We start from the raw sequence: 18,155 nt of genomic DNA, 5'->3' as shown, positions 1-18,155 counted from the left end.
AATTACACTTCAAATTTATAACCAACACCTTTGATGGTTTTAAAAAGGTCTTCTCCTATTTTTTCGCGTAATTTTCGGATATGAACATCGATTGTTCTTCCTCCTACTACAACCTCATTCCCCCAAACTTTATCCAGGATTTCATCTCTTTTAAAAACTTTCCCTGGTTTTGAAGCCAATAAATAAAATAATTCGAATTCTTTTCTTGGTAAAGCAATTTCGACATTACCTTTGATGATTTTGTATTCTTCCCGATTAATCTCGATTCCGCCTACATTTAAGGTATCACTAACAACTTCTTGTTCTTTTAACCTTCTTAACAAAGCCTTTACTTTGCTGACCAATAATTTTGGTTTTATTGGTTTGGTGATATAATCATCTGCACCTGCATCAAAACCAGCAACTTGTGAATAATCTTCGCTTCGGGCTGTTAAGAATGTTATGATAACATTACTTAATTCAGGAATTTTTCTGATGTGTTCACAAGCTTCCATTCCATCCATTTCGGCCATCATTACATCCATAATAATTAGGTCCGGCAATTCTTTCTGTGCTTTTGCTATCGCTTCTTTTCCGTTAGAAGCAGTAACAATCTGATAGCCTTCCTGAGCAAGGTTATAGCCTACGATTTCCAAGATATCTGGTTCATCGTCAACTAATAAAATCTTGGTTTGTGTTTTTTTCATAAATAGCAAAAATTGAGATTTTTACATCAAATTTTCTTTATTATACATTCGATGTTTTTTATTTCACAGCGTAAATATACTAACAAAATAACCGTTAAAAACTGCGGTTAACGGTAATTTAATCTGGTAACAATTTGATAATCTACAAGACACAAAAACATAACAAGTACCTAACATGGACTTTACACGGCGTTTCTTTCTTTGCACAAAAATAAATCAAACACAACACAAAAATGAAATTCAATTTAAAATTTCTACTTATCACACTATTTATTTGTACGATTTCGGTCGCGCAAAACAAAGGTACGATTTCTGGTGTATTAACCGACAAAGAAACCAACAATGAAGTTCTGCCTTTCGCAAATGTTTTAGTAAAAGGGACTAACACAAGCGCGAACACTGACATTGACGGAAAATATTCGTTGAGCGTAAATCCGGGGAACTACATTCTTATTTTTAGTTTCGTTGGATATGAATCTGTAGAAAAACCAGTAACTGTTAAGGCAAATGAAACCATTACGGTAAATCAGGTACTTTCTTCAGGAAGTTTTACTCTAAAAGATGTAGTCGTAAAATCTACGGCTAACAAAGAAAAAGAAACTGCTTTATTACTTGATCAAAAAAATGCTGTTGTTATCAAACAAAGTATTGGCGCTCAGGAAATGTCAAGAAAAGGGGTTAGCGATGTCGAAGAAGGTTTAACCAAAATTACCGGAATTACTAAAGTAGACGGAAGGGGTCTATTCGTAAGAGGTTTGGAGGATCGTTACAACAGTCTTTTGCTAAACGATTTGGCTGTTCCGTCAAACAATCCATTTAAAAAAATCATTCCTTTGGATATTTTTCCAACCGATATTGTAAGTGTTTTAGAAACCTACAAAACTTTCAATCCTAATTTATACGGTGATTTTGCAGGAGCTACTTTTAATATCGTAACAACTGCTACAGGAAAAAGTCAAACGAAAATTAATTTTGGAGCTGGTTACACTATTAATAATAACCTTCAAAAGTTTCTTATTTCTCAAGATGCAACTTCAACATCTGATTTCTTTGGATTTTCAGGTAACGAAAGAGATTTACCATCTGCATTGACCAAAACCCCTAGTAATCAAACATTAACTGCAGATCAAGCTGCAAACGGATTTGGTTCAGGATTTGACGTTAAAAGTAGTGTGTCTCCTCTAAATACAAGTTTTGGAGTTCTTCATTCAGAAAAATTCAACGTAGGCAAAAAAGATAACGTGTTTCAATATTTGATATCACTTAACTATGATAATAAATATCAAATTAGAAGCGGAGCCGATAGAATTTTTAATACTGCACAAGGAAACTATGACAATGATTTAACGACAACACAGTATAAATTTATTACAAATTCATCTGCACTAGTTGGGTTAACTTATAAAACAAAAAGGCTTTCTCTTACATCAAATACGATATACCTCAAATCGACTGAAAATTTAATACAAGATCAGGTAGGTTATACAAACTCTAATGCAGCTCAAACAAATGGCTTTATTAGAATGAATCAATTGCAAGAGTCTACTTTATTTAACACTCAATTGTTTGGTAACTATAAAATAACTGAAGATGAAAGACACACTGTTAAAGGTGGTGTCTCATTCTCTACCACACAATACGAACTTCCTGATAGAAAATCTTTCAAAGGTATTAAGATGGATGACAATACAACTTCAATATCATACACTGGTAACAGTATAACCAGACAATATCTTGATTTTAAAGGAGACCAGCATGTCTCTGGTTTATTAGAATACGGTTGGAAATTTGGAAATGAAGACATAAGCAAAGCAAACAAGCTTACAGCAGGTTATAGCGGTTATATGAATAAAATGGGATCTGAATTTAGATTTTTAGTATCACAAAATCTAGACTCAAATAGTGCTACTTTTCCAACTAATACTCCTGATGCTACTTTAAGAAACGAAATTTCAAACGGAAATTTCACTTACAGAGAAGGTACAAACTCAACTTACAAAGCAATGCTAGAAGAGTTTGTTAACGCTGGATACTTAGATTTAGCCTTAAAATTTTCTGAAAAATTTGAGTTAAATATAGGCGGAAGAGTTGAACAAACTCATAGAGAAACAAAATACAAGTCAACAGGAAGTTTTGAAGATCCATATCAAATAATAACTACTGATAAAACAGATATTTTGCCATCTGTAAACACAAAATACATTTTAAATGAGAATTCAAATTTAAGATTTGCAGCCTCAAAAACAATTACAAGACCTGTAATTATGGAGTCTTATCCTCTTGAGTTTGTAAACCCTGATGGTACCATAGAAAGAGGTAATGAATTTTTGACTAATAGTGCTAATTACAATTTTGATTTAAAATACGAATTGTTCCCAACCGGTAAGGAATTAATTTCTGCTACAATTTTTACTAAAATGATAGATAATCCTATCGAAAGATTATTTACAAATTCAGCAGGAAGTGGTGGACAAATTATAACATACGGTAATTCTAATAAAGCTTTACTATATGGTGCTGAATTCGAATTCTTATTTCAATTAGAAAGAATTTCGAAATCATTATCTAATTTCTCTTTAGGTGCTAATGCAGCATTAATGGATACGAAAGTAACGATTCAAAAAACTTTTGAAAATGGAGTTAACAATCCTGAAACTATTGCAGTTGATGATAATCCATCCCGAAAATTACAAGGAGCCTCTCCTTGGATCGTAAATGCTGATCTTAGATACGATTCTGAGTTTAGTGAAAAATGGAAAAGCTCGATGACTATGGTTTATAATGTATACAGCAAACGTATATATGCCGTAGGTACAAATGGACTAGATAATTATTATGAAATGCCGTTTAGTAAACTTGATTTTATCTGGCAAAATAAAATTTCAGAGAAATTTGATGTTAAACTTTCTGTAGATAACTTATTAAACCCGTCTTATAAAATACAAATGGGTGAGAATAGCAGAATCCCAATAACTGAAAGCGATTTAACCGTAAGAGAATACAAAAAAGGAATTGGTTTCTCTATGAACGTATCTTACACATTTTAAGAAACACTTAACAATTACCAAACACAAAGTTAAAGAACGAGTGTTGATTTGATAACATTCTCTTAAATAGATTAAAAGAGAGTCAGATTAAATTTGTTGCAAGATTAAAAAAAAACAAAACACACAAATTATGAAAAAATTAGTAATCTGCTTAGCAGTTTTAGGAACTATCTTTACAGGATGTTCGAGTGACAACAATAATGATACACCTGTAAAAACACCAGTAACAGGAGAAATATCTTCGAACATTACAGCAAACAAAACTTATGCTTACGGTAACTATACATTAAAAGGGATGATAAAAGTTAGCAGTGGTGTAACTCTTACTTTTGAGCCTGGTTGTACAATTACTTGCGACAAATCTACAGGAGAAAATGGTCTTATTGTATTAAACGGAGGAAAACTAATTGCTAACGGTACAGCAGACTCTCCAATCGTTTTTACTGAAAAATCAAAAGTTGGAGGTTCTTGGGCTGGTATCATTATGTACGGAGATGCTCCAATTGTAAACTCAGCAACTGCTCCTGCTCCACAAACAGCAGTATCAGAAGATGGTTTAAATTTAACATACGGAGGTTCAAATGCAGCACACAATGGAGGCTCATTGAAATATGTAAGAGTTGAATATGCCGGACAAGTTATCACAACTAACAGTAAAGAAAACAACGGATTTTCATTCTACTCTGTTGGATCAGGAACTGTATTAGATCACTTGGTTGCCTACAAAGGTAATGATGACGGTTTTGAATTTTACGGAGGAACAGCAAGCTTAACAAACGCAATCTCTTATGGTAATACTGATGACTCTTTTGACTGGCAAGACGGATGGAGAGGTCAAGAAAACTCAAACTGGTACGCATACCAAACAGGTGTTGCTAACTACGGTATAGAAGTAGAATCTAAAAGTGTTGATAATGCATTCTGGCCAAAAGTTACTGGCATCACCCTTAGAAGAGCTGCTGGTACAACTACAGAAGCACAAAGTGAAATTCAATTGGATGCCATTCAATTTAAAAAAGAAGGAAATGGTGATTACAGTAACATCGTAATAGATGGTTACGTTAGCCAAACTACTCCAACTGCTTACAATGGTGGTGTGATTCAAATATTAGATAAAGCTACATATGATCACCAAGTTGCTGCAGGTAAAATTAAATTAAACAACGTTAAAATCACTAACTCTCCTCTTACTTTTATTTCAGGAGTACCTGCTTCGTTCACAGTAAGTGCAGCTAGTTTTGTTCCTGCATCAAACTGGTCAATTAGCACTACTGCTACAGGAGCTGTGTTAACAGGTGGTGCATGGGCTACTGTTGATGGTGTAAACTTATTAGCAAAACTATAAGTCACTAATAAATAAATTGTTAAAAACATCCTAAATCTTTAGGATGTTTTTTTTTGGCGTAATTTTTGCATTTTTTTTTGTATATTTACATTAATCAAAATTACGCGATGGCAAAAAACTACTTTTATATTACATTCTTATTGGCTTTTTTCTTTACTCTAAGTGTTTCAGCACAAGACAGTAAGCAATTACCAAAACCTCAAGATGCAACTACCATTGAGGGACTGAGCTTGTACCCTAATCCAGTTACCAGCGGAAAAGTATCTATCTTCTCTAAAAATGATTTAGAAAAAGAGATTATCATTTTTGATGTTCTGGGTAAAAAAGTACTTCAAACACATTTGAGCTCAAGAGAATTGAACGTTTCAGAACTTGTCCCGGGTGTTTATATCATTAAAATAAGCGAAGGAAATGCTTCTGCAACCAAAAAGCTCATTATTCGATAAATCATAAAAAAGCTCCTGAAAAGGAGCTTTTTTAGTTTTCAGGCACAGCCACAGTTTTCAGGTTCACAGAAAACCGAAAACTACTACTGAAAAACTGCGACTGAAAACTAAAAACAATATCTTTGTACAAAAAAAGTTTTGATTACAGCCAACGATATATTTACGATTTCGAGTCAGAAACAATTTGAAAAGACAGCCCTAAAAGTGTTTCGTTTTCAACATGAAAATAACAAAGTATATCGTGACTTTTGCGACTTTTTAAAAGTAAATCCGCAACAGGTAAAATCTTTGGAACAAATTCCATTTTTGCCTATTCAGTTTTTTAAGAGCCATGATGTTGTTTCTAATAATGATCCGGCTCAGGTTACGTTTACCAGCAGCGGAACAACCGGAATGATTACAAGCCGACATATAGTGACCGATGTTTCCCTGTATGAAGAAAGTTATCGCAAAGGATTTTCTCAATTCTATGGCAACATCGAAGATTATGTTGTTTTAGCCCTTTTACCGTCTTATCTCGAACGCGACGGCTCTTCGTTAATTTATATGGTCGAAGACCTGATAAAACTATCCAATCAGCCTGAGAGCGGCTTTTATTTACACAATCATGATGACTTAATCAAAAAAATGACCGCCCTCGATGAATCGGGGCAAAATGTCATTTTAATCGGAGTTACTTATGCTTTATTGGATCTGACTGAAAAACATCAATTTAATCTTCAGAATACCATCATAATGGAGACTGGCGGAATGAAGGGCAGACGTAAAGAAATGATCCGTGAAGAACTACACGACATCCTTTGCAACGGTTTTGGCGTTTCAGCAATTCATTCAGAATACGGAATGACTGAACTTTTGGGACAAGCTTATTCTTTAGGCGAAGGCGTATTCGAATGTCCGTCCTGGATGCACATTTTGGTTCGCGATCCCGAGGATGCACTCACTTACGTGAAAGATGGAAAAACCGGTGGAATAAACGTAATAGATTTAGCCAACATCAATTCATGTTCCTTTATCGCCACGCAGGATTTGGGTAAAAAAAATCCCAACAACTCTTTCGAGGTATTGGGACGTTTTGATAATTCTGATATTCGCGGTTGTAATTTAATGGTTCTTTAAAGTTGAATCGTTGATTTGTTTGTCCGTTTAAACGTAATTTTCGCAAACCAATTAAACAACTAATCGATTAAGCAGTTAAACAATTTTTATTCGTAAATATCTTTTCGATGTCCTAAATCAATTACATCTATCAAAAGAACTTCATCGAATACTTCATAAATAAATCTATAATCACCAACTCTAATTCTATAACCTGATCTTCCTTTTAATTTTTTATATCCTTTTGGCCTTGGATCTTCAGCCAAATCATAAATATGCTTTTTAATAGCTGAGTAATATGGCTCATTTATTTTTATCAGAGCTTTTAAAACCTTACTTCGAAATTCAATATTGTAAGCCATTACTTTGCCATCTTTCGCTTTTCTTCAATAATTTTAAAAGCATCATCAATAGAAATCCTGAAACCATCGTCATTTCGCTTAGCCTCATCATACAATTTAACATCCTCTAAATCTTCCAATTTTTCCAGAAGTTTATTGTATTGCTTTATAGGTAATAAAACAGCAGTTCTATTCCCTTTATCATCTGTTATAAATTGTGTTTTCATAGTCTAATAATATTCTATAAAGTTAGAAAATTATTTTGCTCTAATCACAAAATAATTTCTTCTTCCACTTTGCAATAATACAAACTGATTGTTGATCAAATCATTTGACGTTAATACAAAATCTTCTTTTATTTTTTCTCTGTTTACAGAAATTGAGTTTGCTGTCAAAGCACGTCTCGCTTCTCCGTTTGATTTAAAGAAACCTGTTTTTTCGTTTAAAACTGAGATAATATCCAATCCGTTTTCCAAATCAGCTTTTGCGATTTCAGCCTGAGGAACACCATCAAAAACCTCTAAAAAAGTCGTTTCATCTAATTTCTTCAAATCATCTGCCGTAGAATTTCCAAACAATATATTCGAAGCCTGGATTGCTTTCTCTAATTCTTCTTCAGAGTGAACAAAAATTGTAATTTCTTCAGCCAGTTTCTTTTGCAAAACTCTTAAATGCGGAGCTGTTTTGTGCTCTTCGATTAAAGCATCAATGGTTTCTTTATCTAAGAAAGTAAAGATTTTAATGTATTTCTCAGCATCAACATCCGTTGCATTCACCCAAAATTGGTAAAATTTATAGACCGAAGTTTTATCAGCATCCAGCCATACATTTCCACCTTCAGATTTTCCGAACTTAGAACCGTCAGCTTTTGTAATCAAAGGCGTTGTCAAGGCAAAAGCTTTGGCTCCTTCTCCTCCCATTCTGCGCACTAATTCCGTACCCGTGGTGATATTTCCCCATTGGTCAGAACCGCCCATTTGCAAAACGCAATTGTTATTTTTATATAAATGATAAAAATCGTAACCCTGAATTAGCTGATACGTGAATTCTGTAAAAGACATTCCGTCGCCTTCTCCGGCAAATCTCTTTTTTACCGAATCCTTTGCCATCATATAATTTACCGTGATACGTTTTCCAACTTCACGGGCAAAATCAATAAACGAGAATTCTTTCATCCAGTCATAGTTGTTTACCATAACCGGGGCATTTGCCTCTTTTGAATTAAAATCTAAAAAACGAGACAGAACACTTTTAATTCCCGCAACGTTTTTAGCCAGAGTTTCTTCGTTCAGTAAATTTCTTTCATCAGATTTTCCGGACGGGTCACCAATCATTCCGGTTGCACCACCTACCAAAGCAATTCCCTTATGGCCTGTTCTATTCAGGTGAACCAATAGAATAATCTGAACCATACTACCAATATGTAGTGAATCTGCTGTTGGATCAAAACCTATATATGCCGTTGTTACTTCTTTAAGCAATTGTTCTTCCGTTCCTGGCATGCTATCATGATATAACCCGCGCCACTTTAATTCTTCAACTAGATTCTTCATTTTTAAAATAATTTGTGCAAATATAATCAATGGCAATCGCAATGGCAAAAAACAATTCAATGGCAATGGCAATAGCAATTTCAATAACAATGCAAATAGAAAGGATTTGTCATCTTGTTCTTTACAACTTTGAATCTTTCTAAAAAACCTTTGCAACTTTGAACCTTTGTATCTTTGCTCCTTTAAAAGCAAAAAGTTATCTTTACAAAATGGTATTAGTAACTGGAGGTACAGGTTTAGTAGGCGCACATTTATTACTTCATTTAATTGAAAATGGAGAAAGCGTTCGGGCGATTTACCGAAACCAGTATAATATTCAAAAAACAAAACTAGTTTTCGAGCTATACAAAAAAGGAGATTTATTCGAAAAAATCAATTGGCTTGAAGCGGACATTCTGGATGTTCCTTCCTTAGAAATTGCCTTTATCGATATTGATTACGTTTATCATTGTGCTGCCTTAATTTCTTTTGACCCTAAAGATGAAGATCTGCTTCGAAAAACCAATATAGAAGGAACAGCCAATATGGTTAATTTTTCTATTGCAGGAGGGATAAAGAAATTCTGTTTTGTAAGTTCTATTGCAGCTTTGGGAGATATTGCACCACACGAAACCTATATCACTGAAGAAACAGACTGGAATCCGGAAAAACCACACAGCGATTATGCTATTTCTAAATATGGTGCCGAAATGGAAGTTTGGCGCGGGCTTCAGGAAGGTCTTGATGTTATTATTATAAATCCGGGTGTGATTTTAGTTCCTGTTTCGAAAACAAAAATATTTGATGAAGGAATCAGTGAATTGTATCAAAAAGTAGTCAAAGGCCTTAAGTTCTATACGATGGGCAGCACTGGCTTTGTGGCCATAAGCGATGTCATCAAAATTGCGTATGAATTAATGAAAAGCAATATCAAGAACGAACGTTTTACCTTAATTGCTGATAATACCGTTTTCCGGGACATCTTAAACACAATTGCGGACACTTTAAAAGTAAAAAGACCAACTATCCATGCTAAGCCCCTATTGATGAATTTTCTCTGGATGGCAGATTTGATCTTTTCGGCCTTATTTTTTCAAAAAAGAAGAATTACAAAAGCAACCGCAAAAGCTTCTTATTCTAAAAACCTTTATTCTAATGAAAAAATAAAAACCGCTCTTGGAACGGTTTTTTTAGATGTGCATCATTATATAAAAGACAGTTCGAAGCTATAAAACTACTTCTTGTGCGATTGTATTAATCTTCGTATCGAATCAACATTTACTTGTTGTTTCAGCGGTTTTTTAACCTCGTCTTTGACAGAATCCTTAACCTTATTTTTCTTTTCTTTCGCCGCTTTTTTATCTTCAATTTTCACTATCGAATCTGTAGCTCTCTGATTAACGGCAAGTCTTTTACCAATTTCGTCAAACATTTCCTTGTACGTGTCATAATCAGTCGCATAATACATATTGCTTTGCGCAAATTGCAGGCTATCGACTTTATATTTTTTCAGAATGAATTTCGTAGGATCCGTATTAATTGAATCTAAAGACAACGGGGTTTGATATTTCATAGCATCCAAAAGAGACAAATCATACATAATATCAATCATCTTTCCTTTCTCTATAAGTTTTGCAGGTTGTTTGACCAACTCTTTTTTACAACTTACAGAAAGAAACAAAACCAACATTATTACTATACAATTCTTCATTTCAGCTATTTATCTATCAAACAATAATCTTTTTCCGTTGCGAAGGTCTTTGACTTTAAAATTATTATAAATCAGCTCACCATTCACAAAAGTATGTGTAATTCTGGATTTAAAAGTATAATTTTCAAAAGGTGACCAACCACATTTTGCGAGAATATTTTCCGGCTTTACACTCCAGGGTAAGCTTGGATTTACAATTACCAAATCAGCAAAATAACCTTCTTTGATAAAACCTCTTTTTTCTATTTTGAAAATTTTAGCCGGATTGTGGCACATTTTCTCCACGATTTTCTCCACACTAATCTTCCCTTGATGATGCGCTTCAAACATTGCCACCACAGCATGTTGTACAAGCGGGCCACCAGAAGGCGCATTCAAATACGACTGCATTTTTTCTTCTTTAGTATGAGGAGCGTGATCTGTGGCAATTACATCAATACGACCATCATTTAAAGCTTTCCAAAGTTCAGCTCTGTCTTCAGCAGTTTTAACAGCAGGATTCCATTTAATGAAATTTCCTTTTGTTTTATAATCCTCATCCGTGAACCAAAGATGGTGCACACAAACCTCAGCTGTAATTTTTTTATCTTCTAACGGAATTTTGTTTGTAAACAATTCCATTTCCTTTGCTGTCGAAAGGTGAAAGATATGCAAACGTGCTCCTGTTTTTTTCGCCAGAGCCACAGCTTTTGATGATGAAATATAACAAGCCTCAGCACTACGAATTAAATGGTGCGCCGTTACCGGAACATCATCTCCATACTGCTCCTTAAAAGCTGCTAAATTATTTTGAATTGTAGTTTCATCTTCACAATGCACTGCAATCAGCATGGGCGTACTTGAAAATATTTTTTCTAAAGTCGCTTCGTTGTCTACCAACATATTTCCGGTCGAAGAACCAAGAAAGATCTTAATTCCTGCAACATTTTTTGGATTCGTTTTTAAAACCTCTTCCAGATTATCATTGGTTGCACCCATCATAAACGAATAATTCGCGAATGATTTTACGGCTGCAATCTGATATTTATCTTCCAGTATTTCCTGAGTAACAGCATTTGGAACGGTATTGGGCTGCTCGATAAAAGAAGTAATTCCTCCGGCAACTGCAGCTCTTGATTCTGATTCGATATCGCCTTTATGTGTTAATCCAGGCTCTCTGAAATGCACCTGATCGTCGATTGCCCCCGGAATTAAATAACTTCCTTCAGCATCAATTACTTTACAATCGGATGTTTTTAAGCTAATGCTGTCTGCAACTTCAACAATTAAGTCATTTTCGATCAAAACATCCCCCTCAAAAATAGATCCTTCGTTTACAATTTTAGCATTTTTTATTAGAACCCTATTCATCTTCATGACTTTATAATGTATTGAATAATTTTTTTAATCGAAGTGAAATTACCCCCAGAATAGCTTCTTTGATAATGGCATTACTCATTTTCGAAACTCCTTTTGTTCTATCAGTAAAGATAATTGGAACTTCTGTAATTTCAAATTTACCACAATAAGTCCTGTATTTCATTTCTATCTGAAAAGCATAACCCACAAATTTAATTTTATTGAGATTGATCTTTTCCAGAACCTCCCTTTTATAACAAACAAAACCTGCCGTAGCATCATGAATTTTCATACCGGTAATAAACTTCACATAAACTGAAGCAAAATAAGACATCAAAACACGACTCAAAGGCCAGTTTACGACATTTACACCTGTTACATAACGAGAACCAATCGCTAAATCTGCTCCGCCAAAATGACAAGCATCAAACAATTTTTCAAGATCATTGGGATTGTGGGAAAAGTCGGCATCCATTTCAAAAATGAAATCATATTTGCGTTCTAATGCCCATTTAAAACCGTGAACATAAGCAGTTCCTAAACCTGATTTTTTGGCTCTTTTTTCTAAAAATAATCGATCCGGAAATTCTTCCTGCAATGCAATTACCTTGTCAGCGGTATGATCCGGTGAATTATCATCAATAATTAAAAGATGAAAAGACTTGTGTTGCGAAAGTACAGCTCTAACTATGCTTTCAATATTTTCGATTTCGTTGTAAGTGGGAATTATGACAATACAATCATTCATTTTTCTGCGTAAATTTCATCGCAAAAGTAAACTTTTTATAGCATTTGATTCATAATAAATATATAATAAAACTATTGATACAAAAAATTACTAATTTTGTGTCGTTATGATTGAACAACTTCACCCTCGAATTATCGAAAACAAAGACTGGGCAACACTTTTATTTGTGTTGACATTTGCTGTAGTTGCTATGACTAAATCTGCTTATGAAACCAGATTTAGTGAATTTAGCAGGCTTATTTTCTCAGACAAATACGCAAAAATATATCGTGATAACAACCACCTGAAAAGTAGTTTTACGGTTGGTTTGTTTTTCGTGCAAATTGTTTCGTATGCTTTTTTCATTCAGTTGACGATGCATATTTTTGGATACGGCTCAAAAACCGACTGGATTTTATTTATTCAGATCGCTACCTTTTTACTTTATTTTATTCTGGCGAAATTTTTAATCGAAAAAATCGTAGCAACTTCATTCAACATCGATGAGTTTGCCGACCTTTTTAACTTACAAAAAGTTACCTATAGAACTTATATTGGTGTTTTAGTACTCCCTATTAATGCAATTTTGTTTTATTATGACAATATTCCTAAAATTATACCCATAGCAATCATAGGTATTTCCTTGTGTATCAGCCTGTATTCATATTTTATTTCAATAAAAACGTATCAAAACGTAATAATCGGCAAGTTATTTTATTTTATTTTATATCTTTGCGCTCTTGAAATAGCCCCTTATTATTTTCTCTATTATTGGATTACAAAAGGGAGTGCTTAGAAAAAGTTTACAATATGAAAGTGAAAACAATTTTGGTGTCACAGCCTGAACCTAAAGTGGAAAATTCTCCTTACTTTGAGCTCCAACAAAAACACAAAATAAAAATTGATTTCAGACCATTTATTCATGTGGAAGGAGTTAATGCAAAAGAGATCCGATTACAGAAAATCGATCTTAATCATTACACTGCAATAATTTTGACAAGCCGTAATGCGGTGGATCATTTTTTCAGGGTAGCAGATGAAATGCGTTATAAAGTTCCTGAAGGATTGAAATATTTCTGCCAATCTGAAGCTGTTGCATTTTACCTGCAAAAGTATGTTGTGTATAGAAAACGTAAAATCTACGTTGGAGCAAAAGATTTTGCAGACTTATCTCCTCTTATCAAAAAATACAAAGACGAAAAGTTCTTGCTACCGGCATCTGATCAATTGAATGCTGACGCTCCTATAACATTAAACAATCTGAAAGTAGATTGGGCACAAGCTGTTTTTTACAAAACAGTAATGAGTGACTTATCTGATCTTGCCGATGTTTATTATGATGTTTTAGCATTCTTTAGTCCAACCGGAATCAAATCATTGTTTAAAAACTTTCCTGATTTTAAACAAAACGATACCAGAATTGCTGTTTTTGGAAGCACAACTCAAAAAGAAGCTCTTGATCATGGTTTAAGAATCGATATTCTTGCTCCAACTCCTGAAACTCCTTCTATGACAATGGCTTTAGAAAAATATATAAGCGAAGCAAACAAAGGAAAATAATCCTTTTACAAAATACCCTAAAATTCCAAATTTCAACTTTACAGGCTGAGATTTGGAATTTTTCTTTTTAAATCATTTTAAGTACATTTGATTTCTAACTAAAACCAAATAACTAAATTTAGTTTCAAATTATAACTCTTATGAAAATCAACTCCCTTTTAATTGAAATTGACGGTATCGACAAGGAAATCCTTCGTTACTTAATGGATGATGCCCGAAAACCAATTTTGCAAATTGCCAATAAAATAGGCATTTCAGGAGCTGCGATTCATCAGCGTTTAAAGAAACTGGAACAATCAGGTGTGATTTCAGGTTCTAAATTTACTGTAAACCCAAAAGTACTGGGTTATAATACAATGGCTTTTGTTGGTGTTTACTTAGACAAAGCTTCCCGAAACTCTGAAGCCGTAAAAGACCTAAAAAAAATCCCCGAAGTTCTCGAATGTCATTATACCACAGGAAACTGGTCTGTTTTGATCAAAATCATCTGTCGCGACAACGAACATTTGATGCAACTTTTAAATACTAAAATTCAAGCCATAGAAGGCGTTTCAAGAACGGAAACTTTTATTTCCCTGGATCAGCAAATCGACAGGCAGATTCAGCTTTAAAATTACAATTAGAAAATGTGTCAATTTGATCATTAGATAATTCCTCAAACCATTACAAAACAACAAACCCGATTAGCTTTTAAACTCATCGGGTTTGTTACAAAAATGATCTAATTGACTAATTATCTCATTAACCAATTTTAGTTCCTTCTGCTTCCTGAATAAATCGAGATATAATACAACAACGTCGCGATCGATCCTATAGCAGCAACCAAATATGTTCTTGCAGCCCATTTTAAGGCATCCTTTGCTCCCGCCTGCTCCTCTTGTGTCAGCATGTGTTTATTTTCTAACCAGGCCAATGCCCTGTTACTTGCGTCATATTCTACAGGCAAAGTTATAATAGAGAACAAAGTCGTTACGGCAAAAATGATAATACCAATCAGTAATAAATGCGGAAAAGTTCTAATCATAAGAATTCCGGCCAATAAAATCCATTGCATATAACTCGATGCAACGTTTACAATAGGCACCAATTTAGAACGCATTGTCAGCCATTCATAGCCAATTGAGTGCTGTACCGCATGCCCACATTCGTGTGCCGCAACTGCAGCCGCAGCCGCGTTACGATGATTATAAACTGCCTCACTTAAATTTACTGTTTTATCTGTAGGATTATAATGATCTGTTAACTGCCCCGGAGTCGAGATAACACGAACATCAGTGATCCCGTTATCAGCCAACATTTTTTCGGCAATTTCAGCGCCACTCATTCCATTTCTTAATTGTATTCTTGAATATAATTCAAATTTGCTCTTGAGTTTTGAACTCACTATCCAGCTGAACAACATAATTGCTCCAGCAAGAATTAAATATCCACTTCCCATATCTTTGTTTTGTTTGATTATTATTAAAGTTACAAAACAATCAGCAATTTCTGAACCAATTTCAAAAAATGTCATTTTGGCATTCTAAACTCAACTAATTTAAAAGGTTGTTTTTTAGCAGAAACGCAATCAATTCAGCTACATTTTTAGTTTTATACTTCTGAAGAATATTACGTCTGTGTGTTTGAACAGTTAGAAAACTTAAAAACAATTCATCTGCAATTTCCTGAGTTGATTTACCTTTTGAAAGTAACAAAGTAATATCTTTTTCTCTCCTGCTCAAACTTGGAATATGCTTTAAATCATCCGACAAGGGCTGACTGATAATCGTTTTAACTTCATCACTAAACACAATTTCACCCTCAATCGCTTTATTAATACAACGTTTAAATTCTTCAAACGAAGCACTTTTAAGAATATAACCATTACCACCATTCTGAATAAACTGCATCACCAGACTTCTTTCAGATTGACTGCTCATCCCGATAATAATGATTCGAGGATACCTTTGTTTAATTGTTTTACAAAGATCAACACCATTAATAACCGGTAAAAAAATATCCATTAAAATCAAATCAACCTGATTTTCTTCTATATAATCAACCAGAATTACTCCGGATTGCAATTTCCCTACGATCTCTACAGTTTCTAAATCCGAAAGCAATCCCGAAATTCCCGAAATCACAATCGGGTGATCGTCTACAATTATCGTTTTATATACATTATCCATTTGATACTGTTTCGTTTTTTATTTTTAATTCAATGTAAGCAGAAGTTCCTTTGTTTAATTCACTTTCGATTTCCAGTTTTCCTTTTAGAATTTCAACACGATTTTTAATATTTCTTAATCCCATTCCGCTGTTGTTTTTATTCGAAACATCAAAACCAATCCCATTATCCTCAACCGTAATAAAGAAAGTATCCTTGTTCTGAGAACAGGAAACCAAAATTTCTGATGCACCGGAATATTTTAGAGCATTATTCAATAACTCCTGAATAATTCTGTATATCACAATTTCATAATTCTTGGGTAAATTTGGTTTTTGCACCAAATACTGAAATTCAATTTTAGTCTTAGCATTTGAATTTGCTGTACACAAATCTCGCAACGCATGCTCCAAGCTCAACTTTAACAAACTTTCCGGCATTAAATTTTGCGAAATATTCCTTAATTCTTTAATCGAATTATCTAATAAGGTATTGATTTCTGCCGGACTTAGTGCATTTTCTTTCTCAGCCAGTTTCAAATGAATTTTTAATCCGGAAAGCATACTTCCTAATCCGTCATGTAAGTCTCTGGCGATTCTTTTTCTCTCGACTTCTTCTCCTTCAATCAAAGCATTAGAAACTGATAATTTTTGCTGATTTTCCAGTGCACTTAACTCCTGCTCATGATTAATTTCTTTTTGAACACTTAGCTTTTTCTGATTTTTATTCAGGATCCATAAAAACAGAACGATTAGAAACAACAGAACTGACAACACCGCAAAAAGAATAGAATTCAGACGATTATTATTTACCAACAATGCCGCTTTTTCGTTTGCTGACTGAAGTAAGGTTATTTTCTTCTCATTTTCGGCTTTTTTATATTTTGCCTCAAGTTCTACTATTTCAGTTTGAAATTTGGTATCATTCAAACTATCATTTATAACATTATACTTATTCGCATAAAAATAAGCTTTATCATAATTTTTAGTTGCATTGTAAATCTTCGACAACTCATTGTAATAATTCTTTTTATCTACAATAAAAGGCGTCTTTTCAAGGAGATATTCTAAATTAGCTTTTGCTTTATCATAGTTTTTTAATTTAAAAAGAACTTCATATTCAGCAAATTTCAATCTATTTAGCGCAATCTGATTGAAATGCTTTTCCGCTGATTTAATTCCCTTTTCATAACTCTCCAAAGCTTTTTCATGTTTATTTTGCTTCGCATAATATATTCCCTCCGAATAAAAATAAGAATCATTTAAATTCGATTCCGGATGATTTTCCAATGTAGAATAAGCCTTGTCAAGTACTTTCTTTGCATCATAGAATCTTTTTAATTCGACTAAATTCTCGGCATTAATAATATAAGTCTCCATTTTAGACTCTGCTAAAGTTGGGGATTTTTTAGTAGCCAATTCTATATAATATTGTGCGTCCCGCAAATACTCACTGGCTTTTTCACGATCGTTGTTATTCATAAAAATAATAGCAACAGCCTTATACAAACCACTTATCAATTCATAATCGCCGCTTTTTTTAGCAACAGGAATCGCTTCATTGACTAATATTCTCATATAGCCTTTTTCATTATTGCGTCTTTGCTGCATCACACCATAATTCTGAAGTACAATAGCCCGCAACCTGTAAGCTTCAGTATTGTTGTATTTTTTCAATTTAGTATTCGCTTCAAGCAGCGCTTTCTCAAAACCATTAGCATCTCCCTTTTCCAAAAAATTATACGAATTGTAAAAAATCGATGCATCATTCAAAAAAGGGAATTTAGTTTTTAGCCTGTTGGCCTGTTGCAGATATTCTTTGGATTTTTGAACATCCTGAATCATCAAATATAATTTTGACAATTTGAAGCTATAAATACTTTTTACACTATCAGAATGAGCATTTTTAGCAATAGCAGCAATACTATCGATGTAAATCCTGTCATCGTCTAAAGAAAGAATAACTTGTGAATAAGAAATGGCAGAAAATAGCAACAAAAATAAAAAGGAGTAAAATTTCTTCATGAAGGGTGGTTTCCCCAAATTTATTAAAATTAAAAATATTTCAAAAAAAACGACTCATTTTTACCTGATATCAGGTAATGCAAATTACACTTAATCAGGTATTGACGTTTCGTTAATAAGCGTCTAATTTTGTTAGAACAAATATTAATTATTA

18 protein-coding genes are annotated in these 18,155 nt (G+C 33.6%); 8 read left to right on the top strand and 10 right to left on the bottom strand.

Features of this window, described 5'->3' with window-relative positions:
* Window positions 1-2 precede the first annotated feature (2 nt).
* Complete coding sequence (locus ACQY44_RS15155) at window positions 3-686, bottom strand: response regulator transcription factor (protein WP_428231157.1); 684 nt, start codon at window positions 684-686, stop codon at window positions 3-5.
* Between the two features lie 233 nt (window positions 687-919).
* Here ACQY44_RS15155 and ACQY44_RS15150 point away from each other — a divergent pair, with 233 nt between their 5' ends.
* The 4 genes from ACQY44_RS15150 (at window position 920) to ACQY44_RS15135 (ending at window position 6,643) form a co-directional block, all read left to right on the top strand.
* Window positions 920-3,733, top strand: coding sequence for a TonB-dependent receptor domain-containing protein (locus tag ACQY44_RS15150; RefSeq protein WP_428231156.1), 2,814 nt, complete (start codon window positions 920-922; stop codon window positions 3,731-3,733).
* A 130-nt stretch (window positions 3,734-3,863) separates the two neighbouring features.
* Window positions 3,864-5,078 carry a hypothetical protein gene (locus tag ACQY44_RS15145; RefSeq protein ID WP_428231155.1) on the top strand — a complete coding sequence of 405 codons (1,215 nt, stop codon included), beginning with the start codon at window positions 3,864-3,866 and terminating at the stop codon, window positions 5,076-5,078.
* A gap of 107 nt (window positions 5,079-5,185) precedes the next feature.
* A complete protein-coding gene (locus tag ACQY44_RS15140; RefSeq protein WP_428231154.1) occupies window positions 5,186-5,524 on the top strand; it encodes a T9SS type A sorting domain-containing protein in 339 nt (112 codons plus the stop codon).
* A 138-nt stretch (window positions 5,525-5,662) separates the two neighbouring features.
* A complete protein-coding gene (locus ACQY44_RS15135) occupies window positions 5,663-6,643 on the top strand; it encodes an acyl transferase (RefSeq protein ID WP_428231153.1) in 981 nt (326 codons plus the stop codon).
* Window positions 6,644-6,729: 86 nt separating this feature from the next.
* Here the strand turns inward: ACQY44_RS15135 and ACQY44_RS15130 are convergent, their stop codons facing one another.
* The 3 genes from ACQY44_RS15130 to tyrS are packed head-to-tail and all read right to left on the bottom strand — an operon-like array spanning window position 6,730 to window position 8,516.
* Window positions 6,730-6,984 (bottom strand): type II toxin-antitoxin system RelE family toxin, encoded by a 255-nt coding sequence (locus ACQY44_RS15130; protein ID WP_428231152.1) that lies wholly within the window; start codon window positions 6,982-6,984, stop codon window positions 6,730-6,732.
* A complete protein-coding gene (locus ACQY44_RS15125; protein ID WP_428231151.1) occupies window positions 6,984-7,190 on the bottom strand; it encodes a hypothetical protein in 207 nt (68 codons plus the stop codon). The genes ACQY44_RS15130 and ACQY44_RS15125 overlap by 1 nt, the downstream gene beginning before the upstream one ends.
* Window positions 7,191-7,220: 30 nt before the next feature.
* Entirely contained in the window at window positions 7,221-8,516 is a 1,296-nt protein-coding gene (gene tyrS, locus ACQY44_RS15120) for a tyrosine--tRNA ligase (RefSeq protein ID WP_428231150.1), read from the bottom strand.
* A gap of 209 nt (window positions 8,517-8,725) precedes the next feature.
* Here tyrS and ACQY44_RS15115 point away from each other — a divergent pair, with 209 nt between their 5' ends.
* Complete coding sequence (locus ACQY44_RS15115) at window positions 8,726-9,727, top strand: NAD-dependent epimerase/dehydratase family protein (protein WP_428231149.1); 1,002 nt, start codon at window positions 8,726-8,728, stop codon at window positions 9,725-9,727.
* A gap of 2 nt (window positions 9,728-9,729) precedes the next feature.
* On the opposite strand, the gene ACQY44_RS15110 is transcribed toward ACQY44_RS15115, so the two are convergent.
* From ACQY44_RS15110 to ACQY44_RS15100, 3 genes are read right to left on the bottom strand one after another with little or no spacing between them, the layout of a single operon-like run.
* Window positions 9,730-10,206, bottom strand: coding sequence for a DUF4296 domain-containing protein (locus ACQY44_RS15110; protein WP_428231148.1), 477 nt, complete (start codon window positions 10,204-10,206; stop codon window positions 9,730-9,732).
* Window positions 10,207-10,215: 9 nt separating this feature from the next.
* Window positions 10,216-11,556, bottom strand: a complete 1,341-nt coding sequence (locus ACQY44_RS15105; protein ID WP_428231147.1) for a dihydroorotase — start codon at window positions 11,554-11,556, stop codon at window positions 10,216-10,218.
* Window positions 11,557-11,566: 10 nt separating this feature from the next.
* Complete coding sequence (locus tag ACQY44_RS15100; RefSeq protein ID WP_428231146.1) at window positions 11,567-12,292, bottom strand: polyprenol monophosphomannose synthase; 726 nt, start codon at window positions 12,290-12,292, stop codon at window positions 11,567-11,569.
* 106 nt (window positions 12,293-12,398) lie between these two features.
* Between ACQY44_RS15100 and ACQY44_RS15095 the strand changes: the two genes are divergently transcribed.
* The 3 genes from ACQY44_RS15095 to ACQY44_RS15085 all read left to right on the top strand — a co-directional run bounded on the left by ACQY44_RS15095 (window position 12,399) and on the right by ACQY44_RS15085 (window position 14,442).
* Entirely contained in the window at window positions 12,399-13,067 is a 669-nt protein-coding gene (locus tag ACQY44_RS15095) for a DUF4271 domain-containing protein (protein WP_428231145.1), read from the top strand.
* A gap of 14 nt (window positions 13,068-13,081) precedes the next feature.
* Window positions 13,082-13,831: a uroporphyrinogen-III synthase gene (locus ACQY44_RS15090; protein WP_173965978.1), complete on the top strand. Its 750-nt coding sequence runs from the start codon at window positions 13,082-13,084 to the stop codon at window positions 13,829-13,831.
* A gap of 140 nt (window positions 13,832-13,971) precedes the next feature.
* Window positions 13,972-14,442, top strand: a complete 471-nt coding sequence (locus ACQY44_RS15085) for an Lrp/AsnC family transcriptional regulator (protein WP_035681816.1) — start codon at window positions 13,972-13,974, stop codon at window positions 14,440-14,442.
* 140 nt (window positions 14,443-14,582) lie between these two features.
* Here the strand turns inward: ACQY44_RS15085 and ACQY44_RS15080 are convergent, their stop codons facing one another.
* The 3 genes from ACQY44_RS15080 to ACQY44_RS15070 all read right to left on the bottom strand — a co-directional run bounded on the left by ACQY44_RS15080 (window position 14,583) and on the right by ACQY44_RS15070 (window position 18,001).
* Complete coding sequence (locus ACQY44_RS15080; RefSeq protein ID WP_428231203.1) at window positions 14,583-15,269, bottom strand: zinc metallopeptidase; 687 nt, start codon at window positions 15,267-15,269, stop codon at window positions 14,583-14,585.
* A 94-nt stretch (window positions 15,270-15,363) separates the two neighbouring features.
* Window positions 15,364-15,999: a response regulator gene (locus ACQY44_RS15075; RefSeq protein WP_428231144.1), complete on the bottom strand. Its 636-nt coding sequence runs from the start codon at window positions 15,997-15,999 to the stop codon at window positions 15,364-15,366.
* Window positions 15,992-18,001, bottom strand: a complete 2,010-nt coding sequence (locus ACQY44_RS15070; RefSeq protein ID WP_428231143.1) for a tetratricopeptide repeat-containing sensor histidine kinase — start codon at window positions 17,999-18,001, stop codon at window positions 15,992-15,994. The genes ACQY44_RS15075 and ACQY44_RS15070 overlap by 8 nt, the downstream gene beginning before the upstream one ends.
* Between the last annotated feature and the right edge of the window lie 154 nt (window positions 18,002-18,155).

Source organism: Flavobacterium sp., from assembly GCF_965277525.1.
In the GTDB taxonomy this organism is placed as follows: domain Bacteria; phylum Bacteroidota; class Bacteroidia; order Flavobacteriales; family Flavobacteriaceae; genus Flavobacterium.
The sequence above is the reverse complement of the archived record's forward strand: the minus strand, read 5'-3'. Positions and strand labels throughout refer to the sequence as shown.